The 25,170-nt window shown below is 72.8% G+C and carries 17 protein-coding genes; 2 read left to right on the forward strand and 15 right to left on the reverse strand.

The features are described from left to right. Positions 1-366: 366 nt before the first annotated feature. The gene (locus AB0I52_RS13770; protein WP_363072281.1) at positions 367-1,365 is read left to right on the forward strand and encodes a helix-turn-helix transcriptional regulator; all 999 of its coding nucleotides are present in this window, start codon (positions 367-369) and stop codon (positions 1,363-1,365) included. 529 nt (positions 1,366-1,894) lie between these two features. On the opposite strand, the gene AB0I52_RS13775 is transcribed toward AB0I52_RS13770, so the two are convergent. Continuing rightward, complete coding sequence (locus AB0I52_RS13775; protein ID WP_363072101.1) at positions 1,895-3,172, reverse strand: amidohydrolase; 1,278 nt, start codon at positions 3,170-3,172, stop codon at positions 1,895-1,897. Between the two features lie 232 nt (positions 3,173-3,404). Here AB0I52_RS13775 and AB0I52_RS13780 point away from each other — a divergent pair, with 232 nt between their 5' ends. Further along, positions 3,405-3,581, forward strand: coding sequence for a thiazolylpeptide-type bacteriocin (locus AB0I52_RS13780; protein ID WP_073790073.1), 177 nt, complete (start codon positions 3,405-3,407; stop codon positions 3,579-3,581). Positions 3,582-3,676: 95 nt separating this feature from the next. Here AB0I52_RS13780 and AB0I52_RS13785 read toward each other — a convergent pair whose 3' ends face one another. From AB0I52_RS13785 to AB0I52_RS13850, 14 genes are all read right to left on the reverse strand, one after another. Then, entirely contained in the window at positions 3,677-5,665 is a 1,989-nt protein-coding gene (locus AB0I52_RS13785; protein WP_363072103.1) for a TOMM precursor leader peptide-binding protein, read from the reverse strand. Further along, positions 5,662-6,417 carry an ABC transporter permease gene (locus tag AB0I52_RS13790; RefSeq protein ID WP_363072105.1) on the reverse strand — a complete coding sequence of 252 codons (756 nt, stop codon included), beginning with the start codon at positions 6,415-6,417 and terminating at the stop codon, positions 5,662-5,664. Before AB0I52_RS13790 ends, AB0I52_RS13785 begins: the two co-directional genes overlap by 4 nt. Positions 6,418-6,513: 96 nt before the next feature. Beyond that, a complete protein-coding gene (locus AB0I52_RS13795) occupies positions 6,514-7,494 on the reverse strand; it encodes an ABC transporter ATP-binding protein (RefSeq protein WP_363072107.1) in 981 nt (326 codons plus the stop codon). 43 nt (positions 7,495-7,537) lie between these two features. Beyond that, entirely contained in the window at positions 7,538-8,680 is a 1,143-nt protein-coding gene (locus tag AB0I52_RS13800) for a M50 family metallopeptidase (protein WP_363072109.1), read from the reverse strand. After that, on the reverse strand, positions 8,677-9,735 hold the full coding sequence (locus tag AB0I52_RS13805) for a lantibiotic dehydratase C-terminal domain-containing protein (protein WP_363072111.1): 1,059 nt from the start codon (positions 9,733-9,735) through the stop codon (positions 8,677-8,679). Before AB0I52_RS13805 ends, AB0I52_RS13800 begins: the two co-directional genes overlap by 4 nt. Further along, on the reverse strand, positions 9,732-12,452 hold the full coding sequence (locus tag AB0I52_RS13810; RefSeq protein ID WP_363072114.1) for a lantibiotic dehydratase: 2,721 nt from the start codon (positions 12,450-12,452) through the stop codon (positions 9,732-9,734). Before AB0I52_RS13810 ends, AB0I52_RS13805 begins: the two co-directional genes overlap by 4 nt. Positions 12,453-12,500: 48 nt before the next feature. Then, positions 12,501-14,087, reverse strand: coding sequence for a SagB family peptide dehydrogenase (locus AB0I52_RS13815; protein WP_363072116.1), 1,587 nt, complete (start codon positions 14,085-14,087; stop codon positions 12,501-12,503). Between the two features lie 28 nt (positions 14,088-14,115). After that, the gene (locus AB0I52_RS13820) at positions 14,116-16,095 is read right to left on the reverse strand and encodes a TOMM precursor leader peptide-binding protein (RefSeq protein WP_363072118.1); all 1,980 of its coding nucleotides are present in this window, start codon (positions 16,093-16,095) and stop codon (positions 14,116-14,118) included. After that, on the reverse strand, positions 16,085-18,301 hold the full coding sequence (locus AB0I52_RS13825) for a TOMM precursor leader peptide-binding protein (RefSeq protein ID WP_363072120.1): 2,217 nt from the start codon (positions 18,299-18,301) through the stop codon (positions 16,085-16,087). The genes AB0I52_RS13820 and AB0I52_RS13825 overlap by 11 nt, the downstream gene beginning before the upstream one ends. A 4-nt stretch (positions 18,302-18,305) precedes the next feature. Beyond that, a complete protein-coding gene (locus AB0I52_RS13830) occupies positions 18,306-20,087 on the reverse strand; it encodes a BTAD domain-containing putative transcriptional regulator (RefSeq protein ID WP_363072282.1) in 1,782 nt (593 codons plus the stop codon). 9 nt (positions 20,088-20,096) lie between these two features. Next, a complete protein-coding gene (locus AB0I52_RS13835; RefSeq protein ID WP_363072122.1) occupies positions 20,097-20,228 on the reverse strand; it encodes a hypothetical protein in 132 nt (43 codons plus the stop codon). A gap of 206 nt (positions 20,229-20,434) precedes the next feature. Further along, positions 20,435-23,014 carry an FtsX-like permease family protein gene (locus tag AB0I52_RS13840; protein WP_363072124.1) on the reverse strand — a complete coding sequence of 860 codons (2,580 nt, stop codon included), beginning with the start codon at positions 23,012-23,014 and terminating at the stop codon, positions 20,435-20,437. After that, positions 23,011-23,799 (reverse strand): ABC transporter ATP-binding protein, encoded by a 789-nt coding sequence (locus AB0I52_RS13845; protein ID WP_363072126.1) that lies wholly within the window; start codon positions 23,797-23,799, stop codon positions 23,011-23,013. Before AB0I52_RS13845 ends, AB0I52_RS13840 begins: the two co-directional genes overlap by 4 nt. 423 nt (positions 23,800-24,222) lie before the next feature. Further along, entirely contained in the window at positions 24,223-24,903 is a 681-nt protein-coding gene (locus AB0I52_RS13850) for a helix-turn-helix transcriptional regulator (protein WP_363072128.1), read from the reverse strand. Positions 24,904-25,170 lie beyond the last annotated feature (267 nt).

Here is a 25,170-nt window from a genome sequence, read left to right on the forward strand (position 1 = left end):
GTCCGGGTAATGAGGGCGAGATCTGGCAGCCGGCTGCTGACAGGGGCAACGCGAAGGGCCCGACACGTGTTTGGGGGCGGTTTCCGGCCTGATCCGGAAAGCACCCCCCGGGCGGGCCGGGTGTTGTCCAGCGTACGACTCCGGTCGGACAGCCGCTCCCGCGATCGGGAACGGGCGGGGCCGTACGGCGGGAATACGCCACCCGTGGACGGGCACGATCACTGACGCGGCGCACATGGCAGCGGGTACGCTACCGAGCCCGCGAGCCGTTGCCAGGACGGCGGCGGACGGCATCGTCGACCTGCACTTATTCAACGGCAATACCCGAAATTTCGGCTGCACACAGACCAGGCAGTGGGGGTATACGTGGGCAAGAACGAGATGTCCGTACTCGGGGTCTCGGAGGCCGAGGAGGACGTCTACCGGCACTTCCTGCGCAACCCCGGCGCCGGTACCGACGGCCTGCATCTGCTGCTGCACACCGACGCACAGGCGTTACGCGCCTGCGTCGCCCGGCTCCGGGAGCTCGGGCTGCTCCACCCCGAGAGCACTGATCCGGGGATCTTCCCGGCAGACCCGGACATCGCGCTGGCCCGGCTGGTCGACCTGCGGCTGAATATCCTCCACCAGGAGCTGCAGCGGGTCACCCGATCACGCCACCTCATTGATGGTCTACGCGCGGAGCAGGGTGGCCGAAGACCTCCGCCGGTGGGCATCGAACAGTTGGAGGGGGTGGACCGGATACGCGACCGGATCGACGACCTCGCGTTCTTCGCGCGGGACGAGATCCTCTCCGTGGAGCCGTACACCAGGCTCTCCCCCGAGAGCATCGCCCGCTCCCGCCCCATGGACCTGCGATGTCTGCGCCGCGGCGTACGCATCCGGTCCGTCGTCGCGCGGGCCGCACTGGAGGATCCGGCGACGGCCGCCCACCTGCGGGAGCTGGCCGCGCACGGCGCCGCGATCCGGGTCACTTCCGACACCACCGAACGGCTGCTCGTGTACGACCGCCGGACCGCCCTCGTCCCGCTGGACCCGCGCGACCCCTCGCGCGGCGTGCTGCTCGCCCATCGCAGCGGCCTGGTCTCCAACATCGTCGCGCTCTTCGAGAAGATCTGGGACCAGTGCGTGGACCTCGCACACGCCGATGACGAGGGCGGCGGGCCGGCGGACGCGGCTCTGTCCGGGGCGGAGCGGCGGGTGCTCGTGTCGATGTGCACCGTGGGCAAGGACGAGGCGGGCGCCCGTGAGCTGGGCGTCTCGGTACGGACGTACCGGCGTCATGTCGCCGAGCTGATACAGATGCTCGGCGCCTCCAGCCGGGCCCAGGCGGCGCTGCTGGCTCGGGAGCGCGGGTGGGTGTGACACGGGAGGGCAGCCGGTGACCGGCGCCGGCCCCGCGCGGGGCGGTCATGGCGGTGCCGCGCGACGGCCGTCACCGCTCCCGCGCACCGTCTGCCCGGTCCTCCTCCACCCAGTCCCCCTCCGTCCGGCCGTCCCCCGTCCGGCTCCCCCACCGCCCAGCCCGCCAACGCCCGGTCGGCCAGGACTCCGCGTACGGCGCGGCGGACCGTGCCCAGGTCCGCCGACGGCCCCGGGGCGATCCGCAGCATGATCCGGTCGGACGCCACGGAACGCGGTGCGCAGTCCCAGTGGGGCGGCAGCAGGCTCAGCAGGCGTAAGAGGGTGGTCCCGCCGGCCGGGGCGGTGCGGTCGACGCGCACGGCCGCCAGGTCGACATGGGCGGAGACCTGGCCGGGGGCGTCAACGGGGACGGAGCCGGGAGCATGTCCGGGGACGTGGCCGCGGAGACGGACGGGGACATGGGCGGGGGCGTCCGCGGGGACATGGCCGTGGGCCGGGTCCGCGCCGTGCTCCCGCCCGGCCCCGCTCATCACCGGCCGTCCCCCTCGCCGTCCAGGATCTGCCGGGCCGCCGCCGCCATCGCCGCGATCCCGGTCGGCAGCGCGGTACGCAGGTCGGGGGCGAACTCCGGTGCGTGGTTGGCCGGTACGGGCGGGCCTCCGGCTCTGGCCGCGCGCCACGGCCCGGCCCCGGTGACACCGAGCATCCAGTACACCGTCGCCACCCCCTGTTCACCGAACCACGCGAAGTCCTCGGTGGCCGTGAGGGGCCCGCAGTCCGTGACCCGGTCCGGCCCGAACAGGGCCTCGTGCGCCCCGCGTACGGCGGCGGTGGCGGCGGGGTCCGGCAGCAGCGCGGGCGACCGCGAGGTGACGGTGAGGTCGGGTTCGCGCACACAGCCGGACGCGGCGCACTCGGCCCGCACGATCCGCTCCGCGGCCGCCGCCATCCGGTGGATCACCGGGTCGGACAACGCTCTTATGCACAGCGAGAGTTCAGCGGTGTCCGGGATCACGTTGCCGCGTTCGCCGGCATGGATCGAACCGACGGTCAGCACCGCGTGCTCGGCCGGGGACGTCTCCCGGGAGACCACCGACTGGAGCCGCATGACGGTGGCGGCCGCCGCCAGTACCGGATCGACGGCGAGGTGCGGGGTGCCCGCGTGACCGCCCCTGCCGTACAGCGTGACGTCCAGCGCCGTACTGGCCGCCAGCAGCGGGGTGCGGAAGTCCGCCGCGTGCGCCAGGGTGCCGGCCGGGGCGGGCGAGGTGTGCTGGGCGAGGACGGCGTCCGGGGTGCCGAACCGTTCGTACAGCCCGTCCGCCAGCATCGCCCGCGCACCGCACAGGGTCTCCTCGGCAGGCTGGCCCACCACCAGGACGGTGCCGCGCCACGCGGAGCGCGTACGGGCCAGCCCGGCCACCGCACCGTCGGCCGCCGCGAGATGGACGTCGTGGCCGCAGGCGTGCATCACACCGGGCACGGTGCTCGCGTAGGCCAGGCCGGTCCGCTCGGTCACCGGGAGGGCGTCGAGCTCGGCGCGGATCATCACGGTGGGACCCTCGCCGTTGCGCAGCACGCCGACGACACCGTGGCCGCCGCCGACCCCTCGGGTGACGGTGCAGCCGCTCGCCTCCAGCCGGGCCGCGAACCGGTCCGCGGTACGCCGCTCGGCCCCGGAGAGCTCGGGGTGGGCGTGCACGTCGAGACAGAACTCCAGCGCGGGGCGCAGCACCTCCCGGGAGACGGCCGGGGGCCGGGGCGAGGCGGGGTTCTCCGGCCCGTGGGCAGGCACACTGGCTCGCATCTGGCCTGGCGCACGGGCTGGCATATGGGCTCGCCTCTTCCGTTCGGTGGGTCTCGGTACCGAGCCTGCGCCGCCCCCGCGGCGTGAGTACGGCGTTCCGCTGTCACCGGGTGCCAGCGGGGTGACAGCGAAACCGCGGCCGATCTGACAGCGGCCGGGGCTGGAATGCCATCAGCGCAGGGGAACGGTGCCGGAACAGCCGGTCCGCCCCCGTGAACCCGAGGAGAACACCATGGCCCCCAAGACCGAGCTCGCCACCCTCGCCGACGAGATCCTGGAGCTGGAGTCGGAGACCTTCGAGATCTCGGACTACTCGGACGCCGCGGAGGTCGTGCTCGCCGGCTCCACGTCCTGCTCCTCGACGTCGACCTGTTCCAGCACCACCAGCACCACCTCCTGCTGCGCCTGATCCACGCCCGGCCGGTACGCACGGCAGCCCCCTCGCGAACTGTGCGCGAGGGGGCTGTCGCATGCCGTGCCGGCACCGTCCCGCCGCCCCTGATGTCACGGGAAGGGGTGCGGCACGCGCTTGACCTCGGTCTCCGGCAGTTCGTCCGTGCGCCGGCCGGCCGCCCGCAGCGCGGTCCGCAGCCGGGGCATCAGCAACGCCCGCTGCCGCGTCCAGCCGAAGTCGAGCGGCAGCAGGCCGGGCACGATCGTGGCGACGGTGTGCAGACCCATCCGGCGCTGCTCGGGGGTGGTCTGATCGACGGCGATGACGTCGTGCCCGGCGGCGACGAGCCCGTCCCGCAGCAGGTTCAGATCGTCCAGCAGGTCCCCGGTGCGCGGCCGCCGCGCCTGCCAGTCGGCGAAGGTCGCCTCCAGTGTCCGTACGCCGACGGGCTCCAGGTACTCCCTGGCGTGCACGGCCATCGCGGGCAGCCCGTACAGCTGGGCGTGGTCCTTCAGCTGACGCACCCTGGTGAAGTCGCCGGACATGGCGGTGAGTTCGTCGTACCGCTCGGCCACCTGGTAGGGCAGGTGCGGGATGTACGTGAGCACTTCGGACAGGGCCGACTCGACGGTTCCCTCCGGGTCGAATCCGGCCGCCGCGGCGAACGACAGCGTTCCCGGGCCGCCGTCCCGGCGCACGGCGAGCGCCGTGACGACGGGGATGTCGAGGTCCATGCGGGTGTCGAAGGCGTGGACGTCGTAGCCCTGGAGCCCGGCCCGGTCGATCATGCTGCGGACGGCGGCGGAGCGGCAGGTGGTGAGGTCGATCGCGGTCAGCGGGGTGCGGCCGTACCAGGCGAGGAGGAAGGCGTCCCGCTCGATGAGTTCGAGGAGGCCGAACAGGATCGCCTCCTGCGGACTGCCGCCAGTGGCACAGCCGTTGGAGCACTCGAAGACGAAGTTGTCGGCCTCGACGCCGGCGCTGTAGTGGGCCAGTCTGGCGGGTACGAGGACGGGGCGGTCCGTACGCAGGGAGTGGGCCCACACCCAGGGGATGGGCCGGTCCGGGTCGAACGGGGAGACCATCGGGTCGCTCGCGTAGGTGTCCGGGGCGTAGAAGCCGCAGTCGGCGGGGTTCAGCGCCCGGTCCGCGAGGTTGGTCCAGCTGTCGGTCACCGGTGAGGTGCCGCGTCGGCGCGTGGTGCCCGCGTACCGTTCGAGGCCCTCCAGGTGCGCGAGGACGCGGCTGGTGGCGTAGCTGTTGGCCTGGCCGCTCCACGTCACGTCGTTGAGTCCGGCGTAGCCGCGCACGAAGTGCGTACCGGCGACCGGGGCGGTGGTGGTGGACGTCGGGTTGATCCAGGTGTCGGCGCCGAGGGCGCCGCACACCGGGTTGGCGAGCGCGGCCGTCGGCAGCGCGTAGGAGGAGAGGGAGCGCAGCCGGTAGCCGCCCGGGTCGGGTTTGGGCGCCGGGCCCAGGGTCATCCGGGCCGCCTCCGCGGTGTCGGGGACCTCGTGGACGCAGTGGGGGCACAGGGGTTCGGGCAACAGCGGGAAGGTCGCGGTGGCCAGGGTCGCCAGGTCGACGCGGGTGACGCGGGGCAGCGCCCGGTCGGCGGGGGCCGCCTCGGGGGTGTCGTGGCCGCCGCCCAGGACCGCGCGGTAGACGGCCCAGGCCGCGTCGACGGTGTACCCGGTGAGCACCGGCCAGTGGGTGGCGCCGTGCGGTGCGCGGCCGAGTTCCAGCGCCTCGCGCTCGGAGCGGCTGCGCAGCCGCTGCCAGCGCATGGCGAGGCACTGCCCGCAGGCGGTCGCGGTGCCGTCGCCGCCCCAGGGGCCGATGAGCACGGCCCGCGAGGTGAGCTGGACGTTGGCGGCCGGGCGGCTGTCCGCGTACGGGTCGGGGAGGCCGTGCCCGAGGGTGTCGGCGGCGCCCAGCGGGACGACGAGAGGTGCGGGGAGCGTTCCGGGAGTGGCCAACCGCCCGTATCTGGTGGCCAGTTCGTGCTGAAGTCCGGTACGGGCCGACTCCAGTGGGCTCTCCCCGGGCAGCGGGCGGGTGGTGGCCGCGGCCGTGGCGGTAGCGGTGGCTGTGTTCATGACTTGTCGCTCCAGCGGAAGGTCCTCGCCGCGATCACGCACAGGACGACGGCGAATCCGGCCAGCACCGCGCAGGACAGTGCGATGTGTCCGGTGGTGCCGTTGCCGGTGAGCGCTCCGGAGATCCCGTCGTTGAGGTAGCGCAGCGGCAGGACGTACGACAGGTTCTGCATCCAGGTCGGCATGGAGTCCAGCGGGAAGAACGAGCCCGACAGGAACGCCATCGGAACCATCAGGCAGTTGGCCACGGCGGCGACCGCCTCCGGTGTGTTCGCGCTGCTGCCGACGATGACCCCTATCGCGAGGAAGGCCGTGATGCCGATGACCAGCACCGGCAGGACGAGCGGCCAGCGGCCGGCCGGCTGGAGGCCGAACACCGGCAGCAGGGAGACCGAGACGAAGAGCACGGCCTGCACGGCCCCGATGCCGACCGCCAGGACGTAGCGGGAGGCGAGGATGGCGGAGAGCGGGGTCGGGGTCATCCGGATGAGGCGCAGGACGTCGTCGCGCCGCCACTGCATGAGGGTGAAGCCGACGCTGAAGACGGCCGCGTTCCCGATGCCCCAGGACAGCACGCCGGGGGCGATGTAGTTGATGTACGGCCTGCCGCTCTCCTCGACCGTCTGGCCGTGGAAGATCAGGCCGAAGACCACCAGGAAGACGAGCGGGAAGGCGAACGTGAAGAACAGGGTGGTCTTGTCGCGTGTGCAGGCCCGGTATCCGGCCGTGGTCAGCGCCGCGTATGCGCTCATCGGGGTCTCCGTATCGCTGAAAGCGGGGTGGTGGGGACGGGGGTGGCGGAAGCCGGGCGGGACCCCGCGCGCCAGACGGGACTTCGCGGACACTGCCTAGGGCTGGGGCTGGGGCTGGGGCGGGCCGCTGTTCGCGCCCGTGAGCGTCAGATAGACGTCCTCAAGACTCGCCGTGCGTGTCTGTACGCCCTGGAGACCGGTCAGCCGGTCGATCTCGGACAGCACCCGGCCCGATTCGAGGGTCTCCAGGACGAGTGCGTCGGGTTCCTCGGTGACCCGGTCGACGCCGTCGATCTCGCGCGCCCGTGCGGCGTCCAGCCGGCCCGGCGGGACCAGCAGCCGGGTGGTGGGGTTCGAGCCGGCGATGAGCCGGGCCGGGCTGTCCAGGGCGGCGATGGAACCGTCGACGATGATGGCGACGCGGTCGCAGAGTGCCTCGGCCTCGTCCAGGTGGTGGGTGGTGTAGATGATGGTGCGGCCCGCCCCCTTGAGCTCGCGCAGCACGTGCCACAGATCCCGTCGGGCCTGCGGGTCGAGGGCGGCGGTCGGCTCGTCGAGGAAGATCAGTTCCGGTTCGTGGACCAGTGCGGAGGCGATGGCGAGCCGCTGGCGCCGGCCGCCGGAGAGGTCACCGACCCGGGTGTCGCCGTGTTCGGTGAGGCCGACGGAGGCCAGGGCGCGTTCGGCCGCCGCGTCGTCCGTCCGGTACAGCGCCGCCACCGTGCGCAGGTGCTCCCGGGCGGTGAGCCTGACGAAGAACGCCGAGCTCTGGGTCTGTACGCCGAGCCGGGGCAGCAGCGCGGCGTTGCGTGGCCAGGGGCTGCCGCCGAGGACGGTCACGGTCCCGGAGTCGGCCCTGCGCTGACCCTCCATGATCTCCACGAGGGTGGTCTTGCCCGCCCCGTTGGGTCCGAGCAGGCCGAAGAACTCGCCGCGCGGCACGGTGAGCGACACCCCGTCGACGGCACGGGTGTCGCCGTACCGCTTGTGCACACCGTCGAGGACGACGGCGGCCGGGTGGTCGCGGTCCGGGCCGGCCTGGGCTCCGGAGGCGGCGGACGGGGCGGTGGGGGTCATGGGCTTCTCCTTGTCCGCCACTGATCGGCGGGTCGGGCGGCGGTCAGGCGGGGAGCAGGTGGACAACGGCCGCGACGACGGCGGCGACGACCAGGACGAGGGCGAGCACCGCGCACGTTCCGTAGCCGAGATACGCGGTCCGGGCGCGCCGCGGGTAGTCGGCGGCGGCCGGGTCGCGGCGTGCGGCCAGGCGCAGATACGTGGTGGTCGAGGCGGCCAGTTCGGTGGCCCCGCACAGCTGTCCGGCGATCCGGTAGCCGTCGAGCGGCGGAAGGGGCACCAGCATGGCGAGTGCCTGGACGCTGCCGAGGAGCAGCAGCGCGCCGAGCGCGTCGTGTGTGGGGTCGTCGAGCGGGGCGAACAGCCACAGAGCGCAGAACGGCAGCAGGAACAGCAGGTTCATCACCGCGCCGGCGAGCGCGGTGTTGATGCGTTGCCTGCGGGAGCCCAGGTACAGGTAGTTGTCCACCGTGCAGTACATGATGAGCACGGGGAACCGCCAGCGCAGGCCGATCTCGGCGACCTTGCCGCCGTTGTGCCGGGCGACGACGGCGTGGGCCAGTTCGTGCAGGGCGGTGCTGAACCAGAGCAGCGTGGCCAGGCCGGTCAGCAGCACCGGATTGGTGAAGACCTCGCGGGTGTCCTGGAGGACCTCGCCCGCCCGCAGGGCGATCACCGCCTCCATCGCCACGACGGCCGTCAGCAGCGGCACCATCCATCCCGGGGCGAGGAGGAAGCCCACGGCCCGGTGCAGCCGGGCCGCGGTGGCGTCCGCGTCGGCGACCAGCCGGATGCTGCCGCGCAGGACGCCCCGTCGCGGCGGTGCGGGCGCGGCGGGTCCGGGGCCGCCCGCGGCTTCGGCGGGCGTCCGGGCGGGCCCCCCGGCCAGCAGGCCGCGGGTGCCGAGCATCCGGAGGATCTGCTGCCAGCGGGCGTGGTCGAGCCGGCGTCCGTAGGCCTGCGCGTATGCCTCGCCGATCTCTCCGAGGGTGTGCTCGCCGTCCATCCGGGCGATGAGGAAGTGCTCCTTGGTACCGACCTTGAAGGAGTTGTCGCTGTCGGTGTCCTTGATCAGGTGCACCGTCGCGGCGCCGTGCAGCAGCGCCTCGCTGAGCAGGACTCCGGGCCGCAGCGCGGGACGGTAGGCGGCGAGAGCCTCGGCGGAGCCGGGCGCGACGGCGCTCATCCGGACTCCCGCAGGGCGCGGCCGAGCACGTGCGAGAGGTAGGCCTCGTCCCTGATCGTCACATGCAGCCGATTGTTGGTCATGTGCATGTACGGGGAGAGGAGCATCGGCAGCGCGGCCGACGGGGCGGTGACCGGCTCCTCGCCGTCGCCGTCGCGGGACGGGAACACCAGATCGCCGTCGCGGGCCAGCGTGACCACCCGCTCCCGGAGTTCGGCGCAGTGCTCGGCCCATCCCGCGAGGAAGCCGGGCAGCCGGGCGGCGCCGCCCTCGCCCGCCGTTGCGGCGCGGACGCGGTCGAAGCGGGAGGCGAGGCCGGCGGCCATCGAGGCGTAGTTGCTGTCGTACTCGTCGCTGCCGATGAAGCCGGTCCCGGGGAACGCCCGGTGCCAGAACTCGTAGTAGCTGTCGAGGTAGTCGGCCAGCTTCTGCCGGTCGGGCAGGAAGGTCGCCGACATCACCATCATCAACTGGGCGGAGGTGCCCAGCAGTACGGTCCGCAGGTGCAGGTTCTTCGACCGGAAGGCGTCGATGACCAGGTCGCTGGAGTGCCGGAAGTGCCATTCGGCCAGCTCGATCCCGGCCGGGCCGCCGTACTTGGCGTACTCCGGATCGTAACTCTCGTCGCTGCGCGAGTTGTTGGGGCGCAGATTCATCCGGCCCCGGTCGTCCATGTACGGGCCGCGTTCGGCGCCGGGGAACTCGATGTCGAACAGGGCGTTGTAGAACTCGTTGAGGAACCCCGAGTCCACTTCGTACAGGGCGGGGCGTTCGGTCAGGAACGCGTCGAGGGCCTCCTCCGTGCGGCGCCGGACCTCTGCCTCGGCCTCCGGGCCGGAGGGCCTGATCCGCAGCCTCACATGCGGACCCTCCAGCCAGTAGTTGATGAAGAAGTACCCCGCGAGCAGCCCGTCGGCCTCCAGCGCGGCGATCAGGGGGCGGATGCAGTGCGTGAGCATGGGGCGGGGGTTGGCGGCGTAGAAGATGTGGGTGGCCTGCCAGGCTCCCGCCCGGCGGGTGTCCGCGGGGGCGGGGCCGGTGAGGGCTGAGCTCATGGGTGGTTCCTCTCTCGGACGGGGGCGAGGGTCTCCAGCGCGAGCTCGGCGACGTGGTGGCCGTGGGCGGAGACGGTGTGCAGGGAGTCCTCGTCGGGCAGCATTTCCCGGAACACGACCCGCGCCCCGGGGCTCCTGACCAGCGCCTCGAAGGCCGCCAGCGAGAGCGGGCTGTCGAAGTCGAGGTAGCTCGGCTTGGCCCCGGTCGCCCCGCGCGCCCCGCCGTCCGAGACGGTGACGAACACCCGGTCCGGCAGGGCGTGGGCGCGGCGGAACGCGTGCCAGTCCAGGAACCACGCGTCGTCCGCCGTCCCGGGACCGCGCAGCGGCAGGGCCGGGGCGAGCGCGGTCCAGCTGCGCCGGCTGAGCACCACGCTGCCGTGCCGGACACGCGGCCTGCTGGTCACCCCGTTGACGGGGGCGCCCTCGGGGACGCCGCCCCAGACGTGGAGCGGGGACATCGAGGTCGGTGAGAGCAGCAGCAGGGTGCGGGGCAGTTCGGGCAGCGCGAGCGGGACGAGGTAGCCGAGGTAGACCGGGATGACCTCCTTGTCCAGGCGGGTGGAGCGCAGCGTGAGCCGGTCGGAGTCCGGGTCGTGGACGAGGTACAGGTCGTCCAGGTGGATGCGGCGGTCCGGGGGCAGGGTGCCGCGCTCACCGGGGCAGACGATCTCGTACCCGGTGAGCCGGCCGTGCAGGTTGAGGTTGCTGGTGACGGGTCCCCCGGTGACCTCGGCGAGGACGGCGCCCTCGGGCACGAGAGGTGTGGTGGCGTCGAGGAGTTGCTCGTCCAGGCCGTCGAAGAGATGGGTGAACCGGCTGAACGGGAAGGACACCCCGCCGTAGGAACGGTTCAGGACGACCAGCGGATCGACGGGCCGGTCCACGATCTGCACATGGTGCGTGAGCGGGGTGAAGTCCGTTGCCAGCGGTTCGAGTTCGGCGGCGACCTCGGCGAGGAAGCCGTCGTCGATCCGGATCTCGTCCGGGACCGGGCCCGGGGCCGACGTGGTGGCCGTCCACAGGGCGCGCATCCGCTCGACGAAGGCCAGCCGGGCCGTGTCGAGGGCCTTGAGCTGCGGCAGGGAGAGCCAGTTCTCCTCGGGTACGTAGTTCCCGTCCTCGTCGAACGTGGTGTGCTTCGAGGTGAACGAGATGTACTGGTCGAAGAAGTCCTCGTGGAAGTCGTGGACCAGCTTCAGCAGGTCGTCGCAGCGCCCGCCCTGCCCGTACCGGGCGAGGAAGAACCCCTTGAACGTCACGCGCTGCGGCAGCGTGAGGTCGAACGCGGGCAGGACGCGCTCCACGGCGCCGAGCGGACCGGCCGCCAGCCGCTCCCAGTCCGGGGCGGACAGCCGGGCCGTGTGCCCGGCCGCCGCGTCCTCGTAGAGCAGGGTCTGCGGAATCTTCGCCGCGGCGACGCCGAGCTCCTCCTCCTGGAGGGTGCGCAGCGAGCCGCGCACCTCGTCGAGCAGCGCCCGCCGCCCGGCCGGGTCCGCGTCCGCGAACCGGTCGATGCAGGACATCGGGGTGTCCAGGCGGGCGGCCAGCCGGTCGGCCCAGGGCCGGCCGAGGCCTCGCAGGGAGGACTGGAAGGCACCCAGCGGGTCGGTGTCGTGGACCTCGGTGCGCAGGCACGGGACCTGCACCATGCCGAGGTCCAGGAGTGCCTTGAGGTACTGGGCGCACTCCTCCTCGCCCGCTCCCCGGTCCTCGGCCAGCCAGCTCACCAGCTCGCCGTAGCGCAGGGTGCCGTGCTCCTCGAACATGGCGAGGAGCCGTTCCAGGGTGCCGCTGCGGTGGAGGAAGAACAGCCGGTCCTTCACCGCGTCGAAGGTGACGGCGGTGTCCTCGTCGCCCTGGGTGACCCAGCGACGCACATAGCGGACCCGGTCGTCGTCGCGGCCCCAGCCGGAGGCCGGGGCGACCGGCAGGTCGGCGCGGCGCACCGGATCGGCGATCACCGCTTCGGCGAGCCGGCCGACGGCCACCACGTTGAGCCGGATGCGCCCGCTCCAGTCGTCGTCGACCCGGACACCGAGCCCGCCGCCGCCCTCGTCCGGTTCGCCGAGGGTGCCCAGTGCCACCCCGGTGAACGTGGAGAAGGGGCTGGTCTTGCAGGCCGTGCGGTACACGTAGGAGAGCAGCGAGCGTTCGATCTTGCGCTGCTTGCGGTCGGGGTTCGGGCCGCCGCCGTTTCGCGTGTACGCGTCGAGCTGGGCGTCCAGCGTGGGTGATGCCAGCAGCAGCCCGTTGCGCAGCCGTTCCTCGCCCGCGGTCCGGCGCAGCGCCTCGCGGGCCCGGCCGGTCTCCTCGGCGAGCAGCCCGGCGCCGGCGGCCCGGTGCTCGTCCAGCCGGCGCCTGGCGGTCAGCCAGCCGGCCAGTGCCGCACCCGTTGCCGGGTCGAGGCCCCGCACCAGGGCGAGGGACCGCTCGGCGGCGTCGGGGCGGGGCAGCCGGTTGTTGAAGACGTCGCGGCGCAGCTTGAGCAGCGTCCGGCGCAGCGCCTCGTCCTCGCTGCCGCCGACCAGACCGTGGATCAGGTCGCCGAGCGCCTGCCCCTCGGCCCTCGACCGCTCGGTCGAGTCGAGGAGTTCATCGGTCCAGCGGCGGCTCTCCGGGCAGCGCAGCGCCTGCACGCTCTCCACCGGCAGCCCGGCGACCCGCAGCATGAAGCGGGGCCGGGTGACGGCGGTGGGCGGGTTGTCCGAGGTCATTTCGGGGCTTCCCCTTCCGGTTACGGGCATCGTCGACGGTGGTGGGGCTCAGGCGATCTCGTACCGGAAGTCGGCCGGGGCGGGCCGCTCGCTGCCGATCATCATGATCAGCAGCGGTGCCTCGCCCGTCCCTTCGAGGCCGAGCTCCTCGACGTAACTGAGGTTGTCGAAGCCGAGTGCCACCCCGCATCCGGTGTGCACGGCGGACGCGGCGGTGTACACGGTCTGGGCGATCGCCCCGATGGTGGCGTTGACCAGGCGGTATCCCCGGTCGCCGACGGCGTCGAGCACGGCGTGGGTACGGACGGTGGGCACCAGGACGGCGCCCGCCTGTTCCAGGTTGTAGTTCGTCAGGAAGTAGTTGCGCTGGAGGAACTCGCCGGGCCGGCCCGCCTTCACCAGTCGCAGGCTGTGCGCCTCGGGGTCGTATTCGTAGGCCCCCGGGGTGAGCGACTCGACATGGCTGACGAACGCGTACAGCTTCGCCAGCCGCTGCCCGCCGCTGTCCCCGCCGATCCGCGAACCGGCCGCGGCGGCTGCCAGGCAGGACGCCAGCTGCTCGGCGGTCAGCGGGTGCTGGGCGTCGAAGCGGCCGAAGCTGCTGCGCCGGTCGCGCAGCGCGGTGCGTACGTCGGTTCCGATCGGCCCGGCAGGCGGCAGCGCCACCTCGGGGCGGGCCCGGTCCACGGGGTGCGCCGCCGCGGGGGCGAGATCCGCGGGGCCCGGCCGGTCCGCGGCGTGCCCGGCGGTGACCGCCTGCATCCGGCGCAGCGCGTCGAAGGTGAGCACGGTGCGCGAACGCTCCTGGTCCCGGTGGCGTACGGAGACCTCGGCCGGCGGGGCGGGGGCCGGCTCCGGGCGGGGGCCGGTGCCCGCCCACTTCAGCGGGACGACGGCGAAGAGGCCCTCCTCCTCGGTGTCCACGCCGAGCAGCCGCCCGAGCCGCTCCTCGTCGAACCAGAGCGCGGGTTCGACGGACAGCCCCCTGGCGCCCGCCCACATCCGCCAGGTCTGGAGGCAGGCGCCGAGGTCCATGGACACGGCGTGGAAGGAGAAGTTGTTGTACTTGAAGGCGTTCTGCCAGTACTTGATGCCCAGGACCAGGTACTGGTCGGTGTCCGGCCCCGGCGCCCCGTCCCCGAGCGCCGCCCGCACCTCGTGCGACACCTCGCCGGTCAGCAGCCGCTGCATGGCGTGGTGGCGGGTGGAGTAGTAGTGCACGCCCGGCGGTACGGGCCCGCTCGCCCCGGACACCCAGTACACGCTGACCGGGTAGAGGCCGCCGCCGGAGGCGGAGCCCCGGGACCAGTTGGCGAGCGGGTAGTGCGGCAGGGCGCTCAGATCGGTGTTGGCCTGGACGCCGAGCCTGCGGCCGGTCAGGCCGTAGGAGTCACGGAGCATTCCGGAGAGCGCCGGAAGGTCGAACTCCCCGTCCCTGACGGCGTCCTGGTCCAGGCCGCGGTCGAGCGAGGCGTCGGCCGGGTAACCGGACGCGGGCAGCGGCATGCTGTCGACACCCGGGTAGTGCTTGCCCTTGCGCGGGCCGTCCACCCAGTTCGGCACGTAGTCCGCCGGCTCCATCGGGACCCGGTTTCGCGCGAGGATCGCGTCGGCGTATTCATGGGCGTACCCCATGGCAGGCTCCTTGGTCACGGGTGACGGATCACGGGAAGGGGTGGGGGGCGAGGTTCAGTTCGGCGTCGGTGAGTTCGCCCGGACGCAGACCGGCCGCACCCAGCGCGGTACGCAGCCTCGGCATGTCCAGCGCCCGCTGCCGCGTCCAGCCGAAGTCGATCGGCAGCAGCCCGGGCACGATGACGGAGACCGTGGTCAGGCCCAGTTCACGCTGTTCCGGCATGGTCTGGTCGACGACGATCACGTCGAAGCCGGCGGCGGTGACCGCGTCCACGCAACTCGCCAGGTCCTCCCGCAGGTCGTCGGAGACGGGGGGTACGGAGCCGTCCCCGTACAGCTCGGCGAAGGACCGGGCGGGCGGGCGCGGCGCTCCCGGTTCGCCGATCAGGAAGTGGGCGTGGCTGCCCATCTCGGGGATTCCGTAGGCCAGCGGGTGGTCGTGCAGCGCCTCGACCCGTCCGAAGTCGTCGGCCATGGCGCGCAGCCGGGTCAGATCGCGCTCGGTGCGGCGCCGGAGGTTCACCGCGTCGGTGGCGATCTCGCAGAGCGCACCGGCCAGGGCCGCCTCCGGGTCGAGTCCGGCGCCCGCGCCGAAGCACATCCGGCCCAGACCCCCGTCGGGCCGCACCGCGACGCCGGTGACGACGGGGACGGGGAAGGAGATCCGGGTGTCGAAGAAGCGGGCCTCGTAGCCGTACATCTCCAGCCGGTCGACCATCTGCCGGGTGGCCGGGCGGCGGCTGGTGCGCGGATCGATCTCGGGCAGGGCGGCCCGCCCGTACCAGGTCAGCAGGAACGCGTCGCGTTCGATGACCTCCATCAGGCCGAAGTAGACCGCCTCCTCCAGGCAGCCGCCCGAGGCACAGCCGTTGGAGCTCTCCTGCACGAAGCGGTTCTCCAGGCCGGGCGCGTGGTAGTACGTGAGGACTTCCGGGACCAGGACCGGATGGTTGTCGCGCAGCGAGTAGCCGTGCACCCAGGGGATCTCGCGGTCCGGGGAGAACGGCGGGACGCGGGGGTTGGCGCGGTGGAAGGCGTCGGAGTACAGCCCGCAGACGCGCGGGTCGAGGGCCCGCTCACCACGGCCGCGCAGCGCGTCCAGCGAACCGCGGGTCTGCGCGCGCTTGGCCCGGGAGCGCATGCCCGCGTACCGCTCCAGGCCTTCGAGCACCCCGATCCGCATGCTCTCGGCGAAGGTGTCGGCGTGACCGCCCCAGTACGTCTCGCGGAGGTATTCGCCCGAACGCATGGAGAAGCAGCCGATGGTGGCCGAGGTCGACGTCGAGGAGACGTCCTGCACGACGGAGGGGCCGAGCGAGCCGCAGACGGGGTTGGCGTACGGCTCGACGGGCAGTTCGTACGTCTCGATGTCCCGGACCCGGAAGGTGCCGGGCCTGGCCTTGGGCGCGGGCCGCAGGGTGAGCACCGCGGCCTCGGCGGTGTCCGGTTCGACGTGTCCGCAGCGCGGGCACTCCGGGTCGGGTACGAGCGGGTAGTGCCGGACCGTCAGGGTCTCCAGGTCCACCAGGTGCACGGCGGGGAAGGCGCCGGTGTCCGGTCCGTCCCCGGCGGTTCTGGCGGCGACGAGGCCGGCGAGGGTGTGGGCCGTGAACGGTGTGACGTAGGGGGATTCCCCGGCCGCCCTGGTACCGGAGCCGAGCTCCAGGGCCTCGCGCAGCGCGACGGACCGCACGGCCTGCCAGCGCCGTTCGAGGCAGTGGGCACAGGGCTGCGGGCCGCTCCCGCGTGAGGCCGTGAAGGGGCCGACGACGGCGTGCCGGCCGTAGAAGCGGACGGGCACGGCGGTGGTGCTGTTGCCGGGGGCGGCCGCGGGGCCGGCCGGGGCGTCCACGGGTGCGGGCGCGAACGCGTCGCGTACGCCCAGCGGCGCCACGTCCAGCGGCGGCGGTGTGCCGTGCCGGCTCAGCGCCTCGTGCAGGAGGTCCGTCAGCAGGTGCGCGGACTCCTGTACCGGGCCGGCGGCACGCACGGGCGTGTCAACGGACATCGGGGGCACCCGCACCGTCCACCGTGAGCAGCACCCTGGCCGTGGCGATGCCGGCCGTCGCCAGGTCCGCCGGGGTGGTGTCCACGTACAGCGCGTCGCGTCCGGTGCGCCGCAGCCGCTCCAGCACCGCGTCGAACGTGGTCGCCGGCCCGCCCGCCGTGACCGGGGCGCCGGTCACCGCGACGGCCGCGGCGGCGAGATCGTGGACCAGCGGGTCGCCCAGGTCCACGACGCCCGCCGGGTCCTCGGCGGCCAGCTGCGCCTGCCCCAGGAGATCCCGCAGCGCCGCGCAGACCGCCGCCCGCCGCGAGAGGCCCGCGCCGATCGCCCAACGGCCGTTCCCCGAGGGCCCGTCGGCCTCACGGGCCAGCACCGCGTGGGCACAGGTGCGCTCCGCCTCACCGAGGTCGAGCAGCTCCACCGCAAGGTCCAGGTTGGCCGCGGACTTCAGCAGGAACACCAGCTCCGGGTCGTCCCCGTCGGCGGCGACCGGGCTGACGGCCGTGGTGCCGCGGACCGCCCGCAGCAGCGCGTCGTGCGCCAGGGCCGACATCAGGCCGGTGCCCGCGGCCTCCCGCGCACCGGGGCCCGCGCCCGATCCGGCGGAGGTCGCGAGGTGCACCCGGTGGTGGTTGCGCGCCCCGAAGGTCCGCACCGCCTCGGCGGGCACCCGCACGGGCTCCTTGGTGAGCAGCGAGGTCGCGACGGTCCAGGCGGCCGGGGACGCGCCGCTGCCGCCGAAGGTGGTGAACGCCTCGGCGCCCAGCACCCGGTCCGCCCCGGCCCCCGCCCCGGCCGGCGGGACCACGTGCTCGACGTACGCGGTCGCGGCGGCGTACAGCGCCCGCATCCGCGCACCGGCCAGATGGTGCACGTCGAAGGCGGCGACCAGCCGCCGCACCCCCGCACCGAGCGCCACCTCGACCCGGCTGACCTTCAGCGGGGTCTGGGTCAGCGCCTCGTCGTCGTACCGGCTGAAGACCCCGGTGTACGGGCGGACCAGCGCCGTGCTGATCCGGTTCAGCTCCTCGACCATCGCCTCCGCGTCCCGGGCCGTCTCCACGGTCGCGGTGACCGGCAGCGCCAGTCCGTCCGGCAGCGCGGCGGGCGGCTGCCCGTCGTCGAGCGCGGCGCAGCGGCCGCAGCGCGGGTGGGGCCGCACGGGTTCGGCCCGTACGTCCAGCGAGGCCAGGTCCTGGACCAGTACCTGGCCGTCGGTCTCGGCGGGCAGCGCGCCGGTGGTGAGGCGGAAGATCTCGTAGCCGATGAGGTTGCCGACCATCGCGGCGACCGGACCGGACACCCTGTCACCGGACTCCGGGGTGACTCCCGCGGCCTCGCCCCACAGCGCGGCGGCGTCGGCGGCGGACACGTTGCCGCCCAGCCGCAGCACCGCGCAGGACCAGCAGCCCGTGGAGTCGGTGGTGGCGAGCGGGCCGACGACCACGCGCTCGCCGAACATCCAGGCGGGTATCAGGGTGCGGCCCCCGGGTATCCCGGCGGCCAGCAGCCGGTGGGTGCGCGCCCCGGCCCCGGTGCCGGTCACCACGACGACGTCGTACCCGTCGAGCGCGTCCCAGCCCGCTCCGGCTCCGGTGCCGATGCGGTCGGCCCGCGCACCGGCCCGCGCCGCCTCGGCCGTGATCTCGTCGGACTCCGTCACCGTGCCGATCCGCGCACACCCGTTGCGCAGCAGGCTCAGCGCGCACCAGTGGGCGATCTCGTCGTCGCCGAGCACGGCGACCCGGGTGGCGCGGAAGCGTGCGAAGCGCTCGGGTGCGCCGTCGGCGTAGTGGTCGACGTACGCGATCTGCGCGGCGAACCGTTCCGCGGCGGCCTCGTCCGGCACCGGGTCCGCCGCGCTCGGCGGCTCGGGCACGTCACGGGCGAAGCCACGCTCGTACAACGTCTTGACCAGCTCGGCGGCCATCGCGCGCTGGGCCGGTCCGAACCCGGCGCAGAGTTCGGCGAGCCGGTGGTGGCCGGTCAGGTGCGGGACGACGAGGGAGGCGAAGCGGTAGGCGGTGCGGCCGGTCAGGTGGAAGCCGCCGTCGGCGTTGTGGAAGAGCACCCCGCCGGGGGTCTCGGTGAACAGCACGTCGCGTCGGATGCGCGGCCGGGTCGCGGCGAGCGCGTCGAACGTACCGGTCCCGGCCGGGGCGGCAGCGGCGTTCGAGGGTGCGGCAATCGGGGTGTTCGCGGCCATGGGGTCACACCTTCTCTGTACGGCGGATGTGTTCCGGGGCGGTTCTGCGTACGTAGCTGCGGAGCAGTTCATGGACCCGGTAGGGGCCCGGCGGGCCGTCCTCGAGCAGTCCGGCGTCGGCCAGCTGTTCCAGGACCGCCTCGGTCACGGCCGGGCTGTCCTCGGCTGCGAAGGTGTCCCCCGGCGCCGCAGCGACCCGCTGGAACGCCTCGGACAGCCGGGGTCCGAGCCGGTTCAGCGCACCGTCGAGCAGGGCCCGCACGGAGATGTCCGGCGAGTCCGTCAGGGTGAGCCGGGCCAGTGGGTCCTCACCCAGCCAGCCGACGGCGTCGGCGAGCCGCAGCCCCGGCCGGGTCAGCAGCCGGGCCGTCAGGATCCGCAGGGCGAAGGGGAAGTGCCCGCACAGCCGGGCGAGGCGGTGCCCCGCGTCCGGCTCCGCCTCGACCCGCTCGGCACCGAGCACCGACAGCAGCAGGGCGTACGACTCCGCCTCGGTGAAGGCGGTGAGCCGGTGCACCCATCCGCCGTGGGTGGCGATGAGCCCGGCGAGCCCCATCCGGCTGGTCGTGATCACGGCCCCCTGCGCGCCGGCGATCGCGGGCAGCAGCGGGCGCACCTGATCGGCGTCCACCACATCGTCCAGGACCAGCAGGACGCGTTCGCCGTCCGGCCCCGCCCGCAACGCGTCGGCCACCTCCGCGGCGATGTCGCCGGACCGGCGCGCCCCGCCGTCCGGACGGGTCATCGGCACCAGCCACCGGCCGCCGGGGAAGGCGTCCCGCACGAGGTGGGCGACGTGGTGGGCGAGGGCCGACTTGCCGATGCCGGGCGGCCCCGACACCAGGACGGTGAGCGGGTGCGGGGCCTCTTCGCCGGGTTCGGCGGGGGCGGTGAGCCGGGCCACCATGGCGGCGGTCTCGGCCTCCCGGCCGGTGAAGTTGGGCACGACGGGCACCGGACGGGCACCGCGGTCGGCGGCTGCCCCGGCCTCGGCGGTGCGCACCGGGGCGGCGGCCGGCAGCGCGGCCGGGCCGCGCCCCGTACCGAGGTCCTCGCCCCGCAGGATCGCCAGTTCCAGCTGCTGGAGGGCGGGCGAGGGATCGACACCGAGTTCGTCCAGCAGGAACGCCTTGACCCTGCGGTACTCGGCAAGGGCCTGGGTCTGCCTGCCCGTCCGGTACAGGGCCTCGATCAACTGCTCGTGGAGCCGCTCGTTCTCCGGGTACGTCCGGGTGGCGGACCAGAGTTCCACCAGTGCCTCACCGCAGCGCCCCAGCCCGAGCAGCAGATCGCAGACCCGCTCCACGCTGCGCAGCCGCTCCTCGGCCAGCCGCGGGACCTCGTCCCGGTGCAGCACGTCGGAGCGCACGTTGGCCAGCAGCGAGCCCTGCCAGAGCGCCAGCGCGTCCTTGAGGGTGCTGAGCTCCGCGTCCGGGTCGCCCGACAGGGTCACCGCCCGGCGCACCTGGTCGCGGAAGCCGAGCAGGTCCAGCGTGTGCGGTGCGGCGGTGATCCGGTAGCCGCCGGGCACGGCCTCGATCACCGTCCCGGTCACCCCGTGCCGGGTGAAGAGCCTGCGCAGCCGGAGCACACACGTCTGTAGAGCGGCCCTGGCGGTGACGGGCTGCTCCTCCCCCCACACGGCCCGCTGGAGGTACTCGGCGGACACCACGGTGTTGGCGTGCAGCAGCAGCGCGGCCAGCAGGATGGTCGGCTTCGACGGCTGGAGCACCACGGCCTCGTGGCCGTCCGCGAGGGTCAGCGGCCCGAGCAGCTGGAACCGCATCACGGCCGCCTACTCCCAGCCGTTGACCGGCTCGCGCTCCCGGCCGGGGGCGGCGGGAACGGGCGCCACGGGAGAGGGCGTTGCGGCGGCCGCGGGGTGCGCGACACCGTCCGGCTGCTGCGGGAGCGAGGACCTGGACACGATTCCCTCCGGCGGTTGCGTGCTGCCGGGGGTTCCCGGCAGGACGACCATGCCAGCGGGGAGCGGAAAGGGGTCCGTGCCGCCGTGTCAGCTTGCTGCACGGCGGCGGCAGCTTCGTGCAGCACGCCCGCGGAAGCACGAATCCGGCCCCGGGCGTTTGGAGGAACGCCCGGGGCCGGAACCGTCAGTCTACGTGGAGTGCCGCCTCACCCGTCCGTGGCGATGGCGTTCAGCACGTTCATCCGTCCCGCCCGGAAGGCCGGGACCAGGGCCGCGAACAGTCCGACGAAGGCCGAGGCGACGAAGACCGAGATGATGGTCGGCCACGGGATCTCCAGGACGCCGAGGCCCTCCAGGGCCAGCAGCTTCTGGGCCGAGGTGCCCCAGCCCATGCCCAGGCCGAGGCCGAGCAGGGCGCCGAACAGGGCGATGACCACGGACTCCAGCCGGATCATCCGGCGCAGCTGGCGGCGGGAGAGGCCGATGGCGCGCATCAGGCCGATCTCGCGGGTCCGCTCGACGACCGAGAGGGCCAGGGTGTTCACCACACCGAGCACCGCGACGATGATCGCCAGGGCGAGCAGGCCGTACACGATGTTCAGGAGCTGGCCGATCTGGTCCTTCAGGTCCTGCTTGAAGTCGGCCTGGTTCTGCACCTTGTACTGCGGGTACTCGGCGAGCGAGCTCTTGAGGGCGGCGTACGCCTCCTTCTCCTTGCCGTCCTGCGCCTTGGCGAACATGATCACGTTCTTGGGCATCTTGTCGGCGGGGACGTACCGCTCGGCGGTCGCGGTGCTCAGGTACATCGCGCCCTGATCCACGGTCGTGTCGTCCGAGGTGATCGCGGCGACCTTCAGCTTCGCCGTTTCGCCGGCCTTGAACGCGACCGTGATCGTCTCGCCGACCTTGATCCCGTGCGCGGTGGCGTACTCCTCCCCGACCGACATGGCGTTCTTGCCGTAGGCCGCGGGCAGGTCACCGGCGACGGTCTCGCGCCGCAGGTCCTGCGGGTACGTCGGGTCGGCGGCGGTGACCCGCTCGTCCGTCGTCGAGCCGTCGGGGTTGGTGAGCTTCGCGCTGATGGCCTTGTAGTTCGTGACGTGCTCGATGCCGGGCGCGCTCTCCAGCGCCTTCGCGGCCTGCGGCACGATCAGCTGGCCGGTGGACGACTGCACGATGAAGTCCGCGCCCACCGACTTGTCCAGCTCGTCGGTGGCCGAGGCGACCATGGAGGAGCCCACCACCGAGAGGCAGGCCACCAGTGCGAGGCCGATCATCAGGGCCGCACCGGTGGCGCCGGTGCGCCGGGGGTTGCGCAGCGCGTTGCGCTCCGCCAGCCGGCCGACCGGGCCGAACAGGCGCAGGACGACGACGCTGAGCGCCCGCACCACGACACCGGCGAGCAGCGGGCCGATCACGATGAAGCCGATGAGGGTGAGGACCACGCCCAGGCCGAGGTAGAGCGATCCGTCGCTCGACTTGTCGGCCTGCGTGGTCGCCCACAGCGCCGCCGTGCCCGCGCCGGTGAGGACCAGGCCGATTCCGGCCCTGATCCAGCCGGACCTGGCGTCCGCCGGGGTGCCGGAGTCACGCAGGGCGGCCATCGGAGAGACCTTGCCCGCCCGGCGGGCCGGGATGTACGCGGCGAACACGGTCACGATGATGCCGAGTGCGAGCCCGGTCACCGGAGTCGTCCAGGCGACGGTGAGGTCCTGGGTGGACAGCTCCATCCCGACGGCGCCCATGACCTTCATCAGCCCGACCGCGAGGCCGACCCCGGCGGCGACGCCGAGGACCGATCCGACGATGCCGAGGAGTACCGCCTCCAGCAGCACGGACCGGTTGACCTGCTTGCGGCTGGAGCCGATGGCCCGCATCAGGCCGATCTCGCGGGTGCGCTGGGCGACCAGCATCGAGAAGGTGTTGACGATGAGGAAGATGCCGACGAGGAAGGCGATCCCGGCGAAGCCGAGCATCGCGTACTTCATGACGTCGAGGAACGAGCCCATGGAGTCCTTGTTGGCCTCCGCGGCCTCCTTCTGGGTCTGGAGCTTGTACGCGGCCGAGCCGTCCAGCGCGGTGGCGACGTTCCGCTTCAACTGAGTGTCGTCCACGCCGGGTTCGGCGGTGACGGAGATCTGGGTGAAGACGTCGGGGGCGCCGAGCAGCTTCTGCTGGGCGGTGGCGGTGTCGAGGTAGACGATCGCCGCACCGGGGTTGGTGACCTTGAAGGCGGCGATGCCGCTGATCCTCGCCCGGACGTCGCCGGTGACGGCGATGGTGCGCAGCTCGTCACCGATCTTCAGGTGGTGCCGGTCCGCGGTGTCGGCGTCGACCATCACCTCGGTGGGACCGCGCGGTGCGTGGCCGGAGGTGATCTCCATGGAACGGAGTTCGTTCTGCGTCCAGTTGCCGGCGATCGTGGGGGCGCCCGTCTCGGAGCCCATGTTCTTGTTGTGGCTGTCGACGACCGTGACGGCCATGCTGGAGACGGTGCCCTCGGCCTTCTTCACCCCGTCGGCCTTCTCGACCTGTGCGACGACGGAGGCGGGCAGCGACTCGGGCCTGCCGCTCTCGGGGTTGTCCTCCAGCTTCGCGGACTTCGGGCTGACGGTGACGTCGGCCGAGGTCGCGGCGAAGAGCTTGTCGAACGTGGTGTTCATCGTGTCGGTGAAGACGAGCGTGCCGCAGACGAACGCCACGGACAGCAGGACGGCGACGGCGGAGAGCGCCATGCGCCCCTTGTGCGCGAAGAAGTTGCGCATCGAGGTCTTCCAGACGGTCATGAGGTCCGCCCGCGTGCGTCGAAGTCCTTCATCCGGTCCAGCACCTGGTCGGCGGTCGGGTTGAGCATCTCGTCGACGATGCGCCCGTCCGCGAGGTACAGCACCCGGTCCGCGTAGGAGGCGGCGACCGGGTCGTGGGTGACCATGACGATGGTCTGGCCCAGGTCGTCGACGGACTTGCGCAGGAAGTCCAGCACCTCGGCGCCGGCCCGCGAGTCCAGGTTCCCGGTCGGCTCGTCACCGAAGATGATCTCCGGCTGGGCGGCGAGCGCCCGTGCCACCGCGACCCGCTGCTGCTGGCCGCCGGAGAGCTCGGTCGGCCGGTGCTTGAGCCGCTCGGAGAGGCCCACGGTCTCCACGACCTGCCGCAGCCAGGCGGCGTCCGGCCTGCGGCCGGCGATGTCCATCGGCAGCGTGATGTTCTCCAGCGCGTTGAGCGTCGGCAGGAGGTTGAACGCCTGGAAGATGAACCCGATGCGGTCGCGGCGGAGCTGGGTCAGCTTCTTGTCCTTGAGACCGGTGATCTCGGTCTCGGCGAGGTGGATCTGACCGGACGTCACGGTGTCCAGCCCGGCCAGGCAGTGCATCAGTGTCGACTTGCCGGAGCCGGACGGGCCCATGATGGCCGTGAACTGCCCGCGTGCGATGTCCACATCGACGTGGTCGAGCGCGACGACCCGGGTCTCCCCCACCCCGTACGCCTTGACGACCTGCCGCGCTCGCGCAGCAACAGCCGTACGCCTTCCAGTGCCCGCGTGCCTGGGAATGGTCACAGCCGTTGTCACGGTTTTTCTCCTATGTCGGTCAGCGTCGCGTTGTCGCTGTCTGCTCTGAAGTCTGTCGTTCGGAGGGGGTCCGGCGCGCTGGTGCCCAGCGCAGTCTTCCGGTGGGGTTTTCCCCACCCCGCCCCCTGCTGCCAGCCGCAATCGCGGTGTGTGGACCACGCTACGGAGCGGGCGGCACCGGGCACGTCCTCCGCCGGGAGGAACGGCCCCTGGACAGAAGTAAGGAGCCACCCCTAGGGGTCTGATACCGGGGGCGGAGGGGTCTCTCAGGGACTGCACCCAGGGGTCCACATCGCCGGGTGGAGCGGCACGGCGCAGCGGACACGGGCGGGGCATCGGCGCCGCGGGCGGCGTCCCGCCGGGTCTTCCCGCGGCCGCCGTGGCACGCGGCACGCGCCGGGACGGCCGGTCTCGGTCACACGGCTACGAGTGGTCCGGCAGCCGGGCCCAGAACCGGTTGACGATGTCGTCGATGTAGCCGCGTCCGTCCTCGCCGGAGGCGGTGGTGCCGCCGGCCCGGCTGAGGGTGGCGGCCATGAGCGCCTGGTACTCGTGCTGCATGGCGTTCAAGGGGTCCCGCAGGTCACGGCGGTCCATGGAGAGGAGCTTCGCGATGGCGCGGACGTGCGCCTGCCAGCGGGTGGAGACGGCTTCGGTGAGGAGTCGGGCGAGTTCGTCCTCGAGCCCGGTGATCGCGATGTAGTCGCGTGGGGGCAGAGCCAGGAGGCTGCCGAGTCTGAGGGACTGCCCTTTGTCACCGGTCCACTGACCGGTTTCCTCCATCGCATGGTAGGCGGCGATGTTCAGGCCGGTGCCGCGTGCGACGTCGTCGGGGGAGATACCGCGGGCGATGCGGTGCTCGCGCAAGGTACCGGGTCTTCCCATGAGTTCACTGGGGTGACACCACAGGGCGCCGGCCAGGGCCATGAGTTCGTTCGCGCTCGGCAGATGGGTGCCGCGTTCCCATGCGGCGACGTGTTCGGGGGCGATGTAGGACATGTCGAAGGAGGCCCGCATGGCGTAGGCGACGTGACCGGGAGCCATCCCGAGCTTTTCGCGCAGGGCTCGGGCCGCGCGTGCGTTGAAGGGGAGTGGTGGATGCACGCGCAGAGAGTAGGGGGGCTGTCACCGGAAAATCCATGGTCACTGTCGCCTGTCTCACGGTTTGGCGCGATAGGTCGCCGGTGATTCCGTAGGAACCGACAGGGGACAACTGGAATCGTCAACTACCCACCATGCCAAGGCGGTTGCCAACCATAACCGTCCGCGTATGATCCGCTCGCGAGGTGCCCTCCGCACGTTTGCGCGAATGCCCGTCACCCGCTTCGGGCGGCACCCGGTCACACCCTTCTATTTCACTGCAGGCCCAGG

The sequence above is a fragment of the Streptomyces sp. NPDC050423 genome (assembly GCF_040655445.1).
In the GTDB taxonomy this organism is placed as follows: domain Bacteria; phylum Actinomycetota; class Actinomycetes; order Streptomycetales; family Streptomycetaceae; genus Streptomyces.

Excerpts from the sequence above, each read along its gene's own strand:
- AB0I52_RS13800 (WP_363072109.1), bottom strand. The coding sequence starts at position 8,680 with ATGAGCGCCGTCGCGCCCGGCTCCGCCGAGGCTCTCGCCGCCTACCGT.
- AB0I52_RS13810 (WP_363072114.1), bottom strand. The coding sequence starts at position 12,452 with ATGACCTCGGACAACCCGCCCACCGCCGTCACCCGGCCCCGCTTCATG.
- AB0I52_RS13805 (WP_363072111.1), bottom strand. The coding sequence starts at position 9,735 with ATGAGCTCAGCCCTCACCGGCCCCGCCCCCGCGGACACCCGCCGGGCG.
- AB0I52_RS13820 (WP_363072118.1), bottom strand. The coding sequence starts at position 16,095 with ATGTCCGTTGACACGCCCGTGCGTGCCGCCGGCCCGGTACAGGAGTCC.
- AB0I52_RS13780 (WP_073790073.1), top strand. The coding sequence starts at position 3,405 with ATGGCCCCCAAGACCGAGCTCGCCACCCTCGCCGACGAGATCCTGGAG.
- AB0I52_RS13840 (WP_363072124.1), bottom strand. The coding sequence starts at position 23,014 with ATGACCGTCTGGAAGACCTCGATGCGCAACTTCTTCGCGCACAAGGGG.
- AB0I52_RS13785 (WP_363072103.1), bottom strand. The coding sequence starts at position 5,665 with ATGAACACAGCCACCGCTACCGCCACGGCCGCGGCCACCACCCGCCCG.
- AB0I52_RS13790 (WP_363072105.1), bottom strand. The coding sequence starts at position 6,417 with ATGAGCGCATACGCGGCGCTGACCACGGCCGGATACCGGGCCTGCACA.
- AB0I52_RS13815 (WP_363072116.1), bottom strand. The coding sequence starts at position 14,087 with ATGGGGTACGCCCATGAATACGCCGACGCGATCCTCGCGCGAAACCGG.
- AB0I52_RS13775 (WP_363072101.1), bottom strand. The coding sequence starts at position 3,172 with ATGCGAGCCAGTGTGCCTGCCCACGGGCCGGAGAACCCCGCCTCGCCC.
- AB0I52_RS13795 (WP_363072107.1), bottom strand. The coding sequence starts at position 7,494 with ATGACCCCCACCGCCCCGTCCGCCGCCTCCGGAGCCCAGGCCGGCCCG.
- AB0I52_RS13825 (WP_363072120.1), bottom strand. The coding sequence starts at position 18,301 with ATGGCCGCGAACACCCCGATTGCCGCACCCTCGAACGCCGCTGCCGCC.
- AB0I52_RS13830 (WP_363072282.1), bottom strand. The coding sequence starts at position 20,087 with ATGCGGTTCCAGCTGCTCGGGCCGCTGACCCTCGCGGACGGCCACGAG.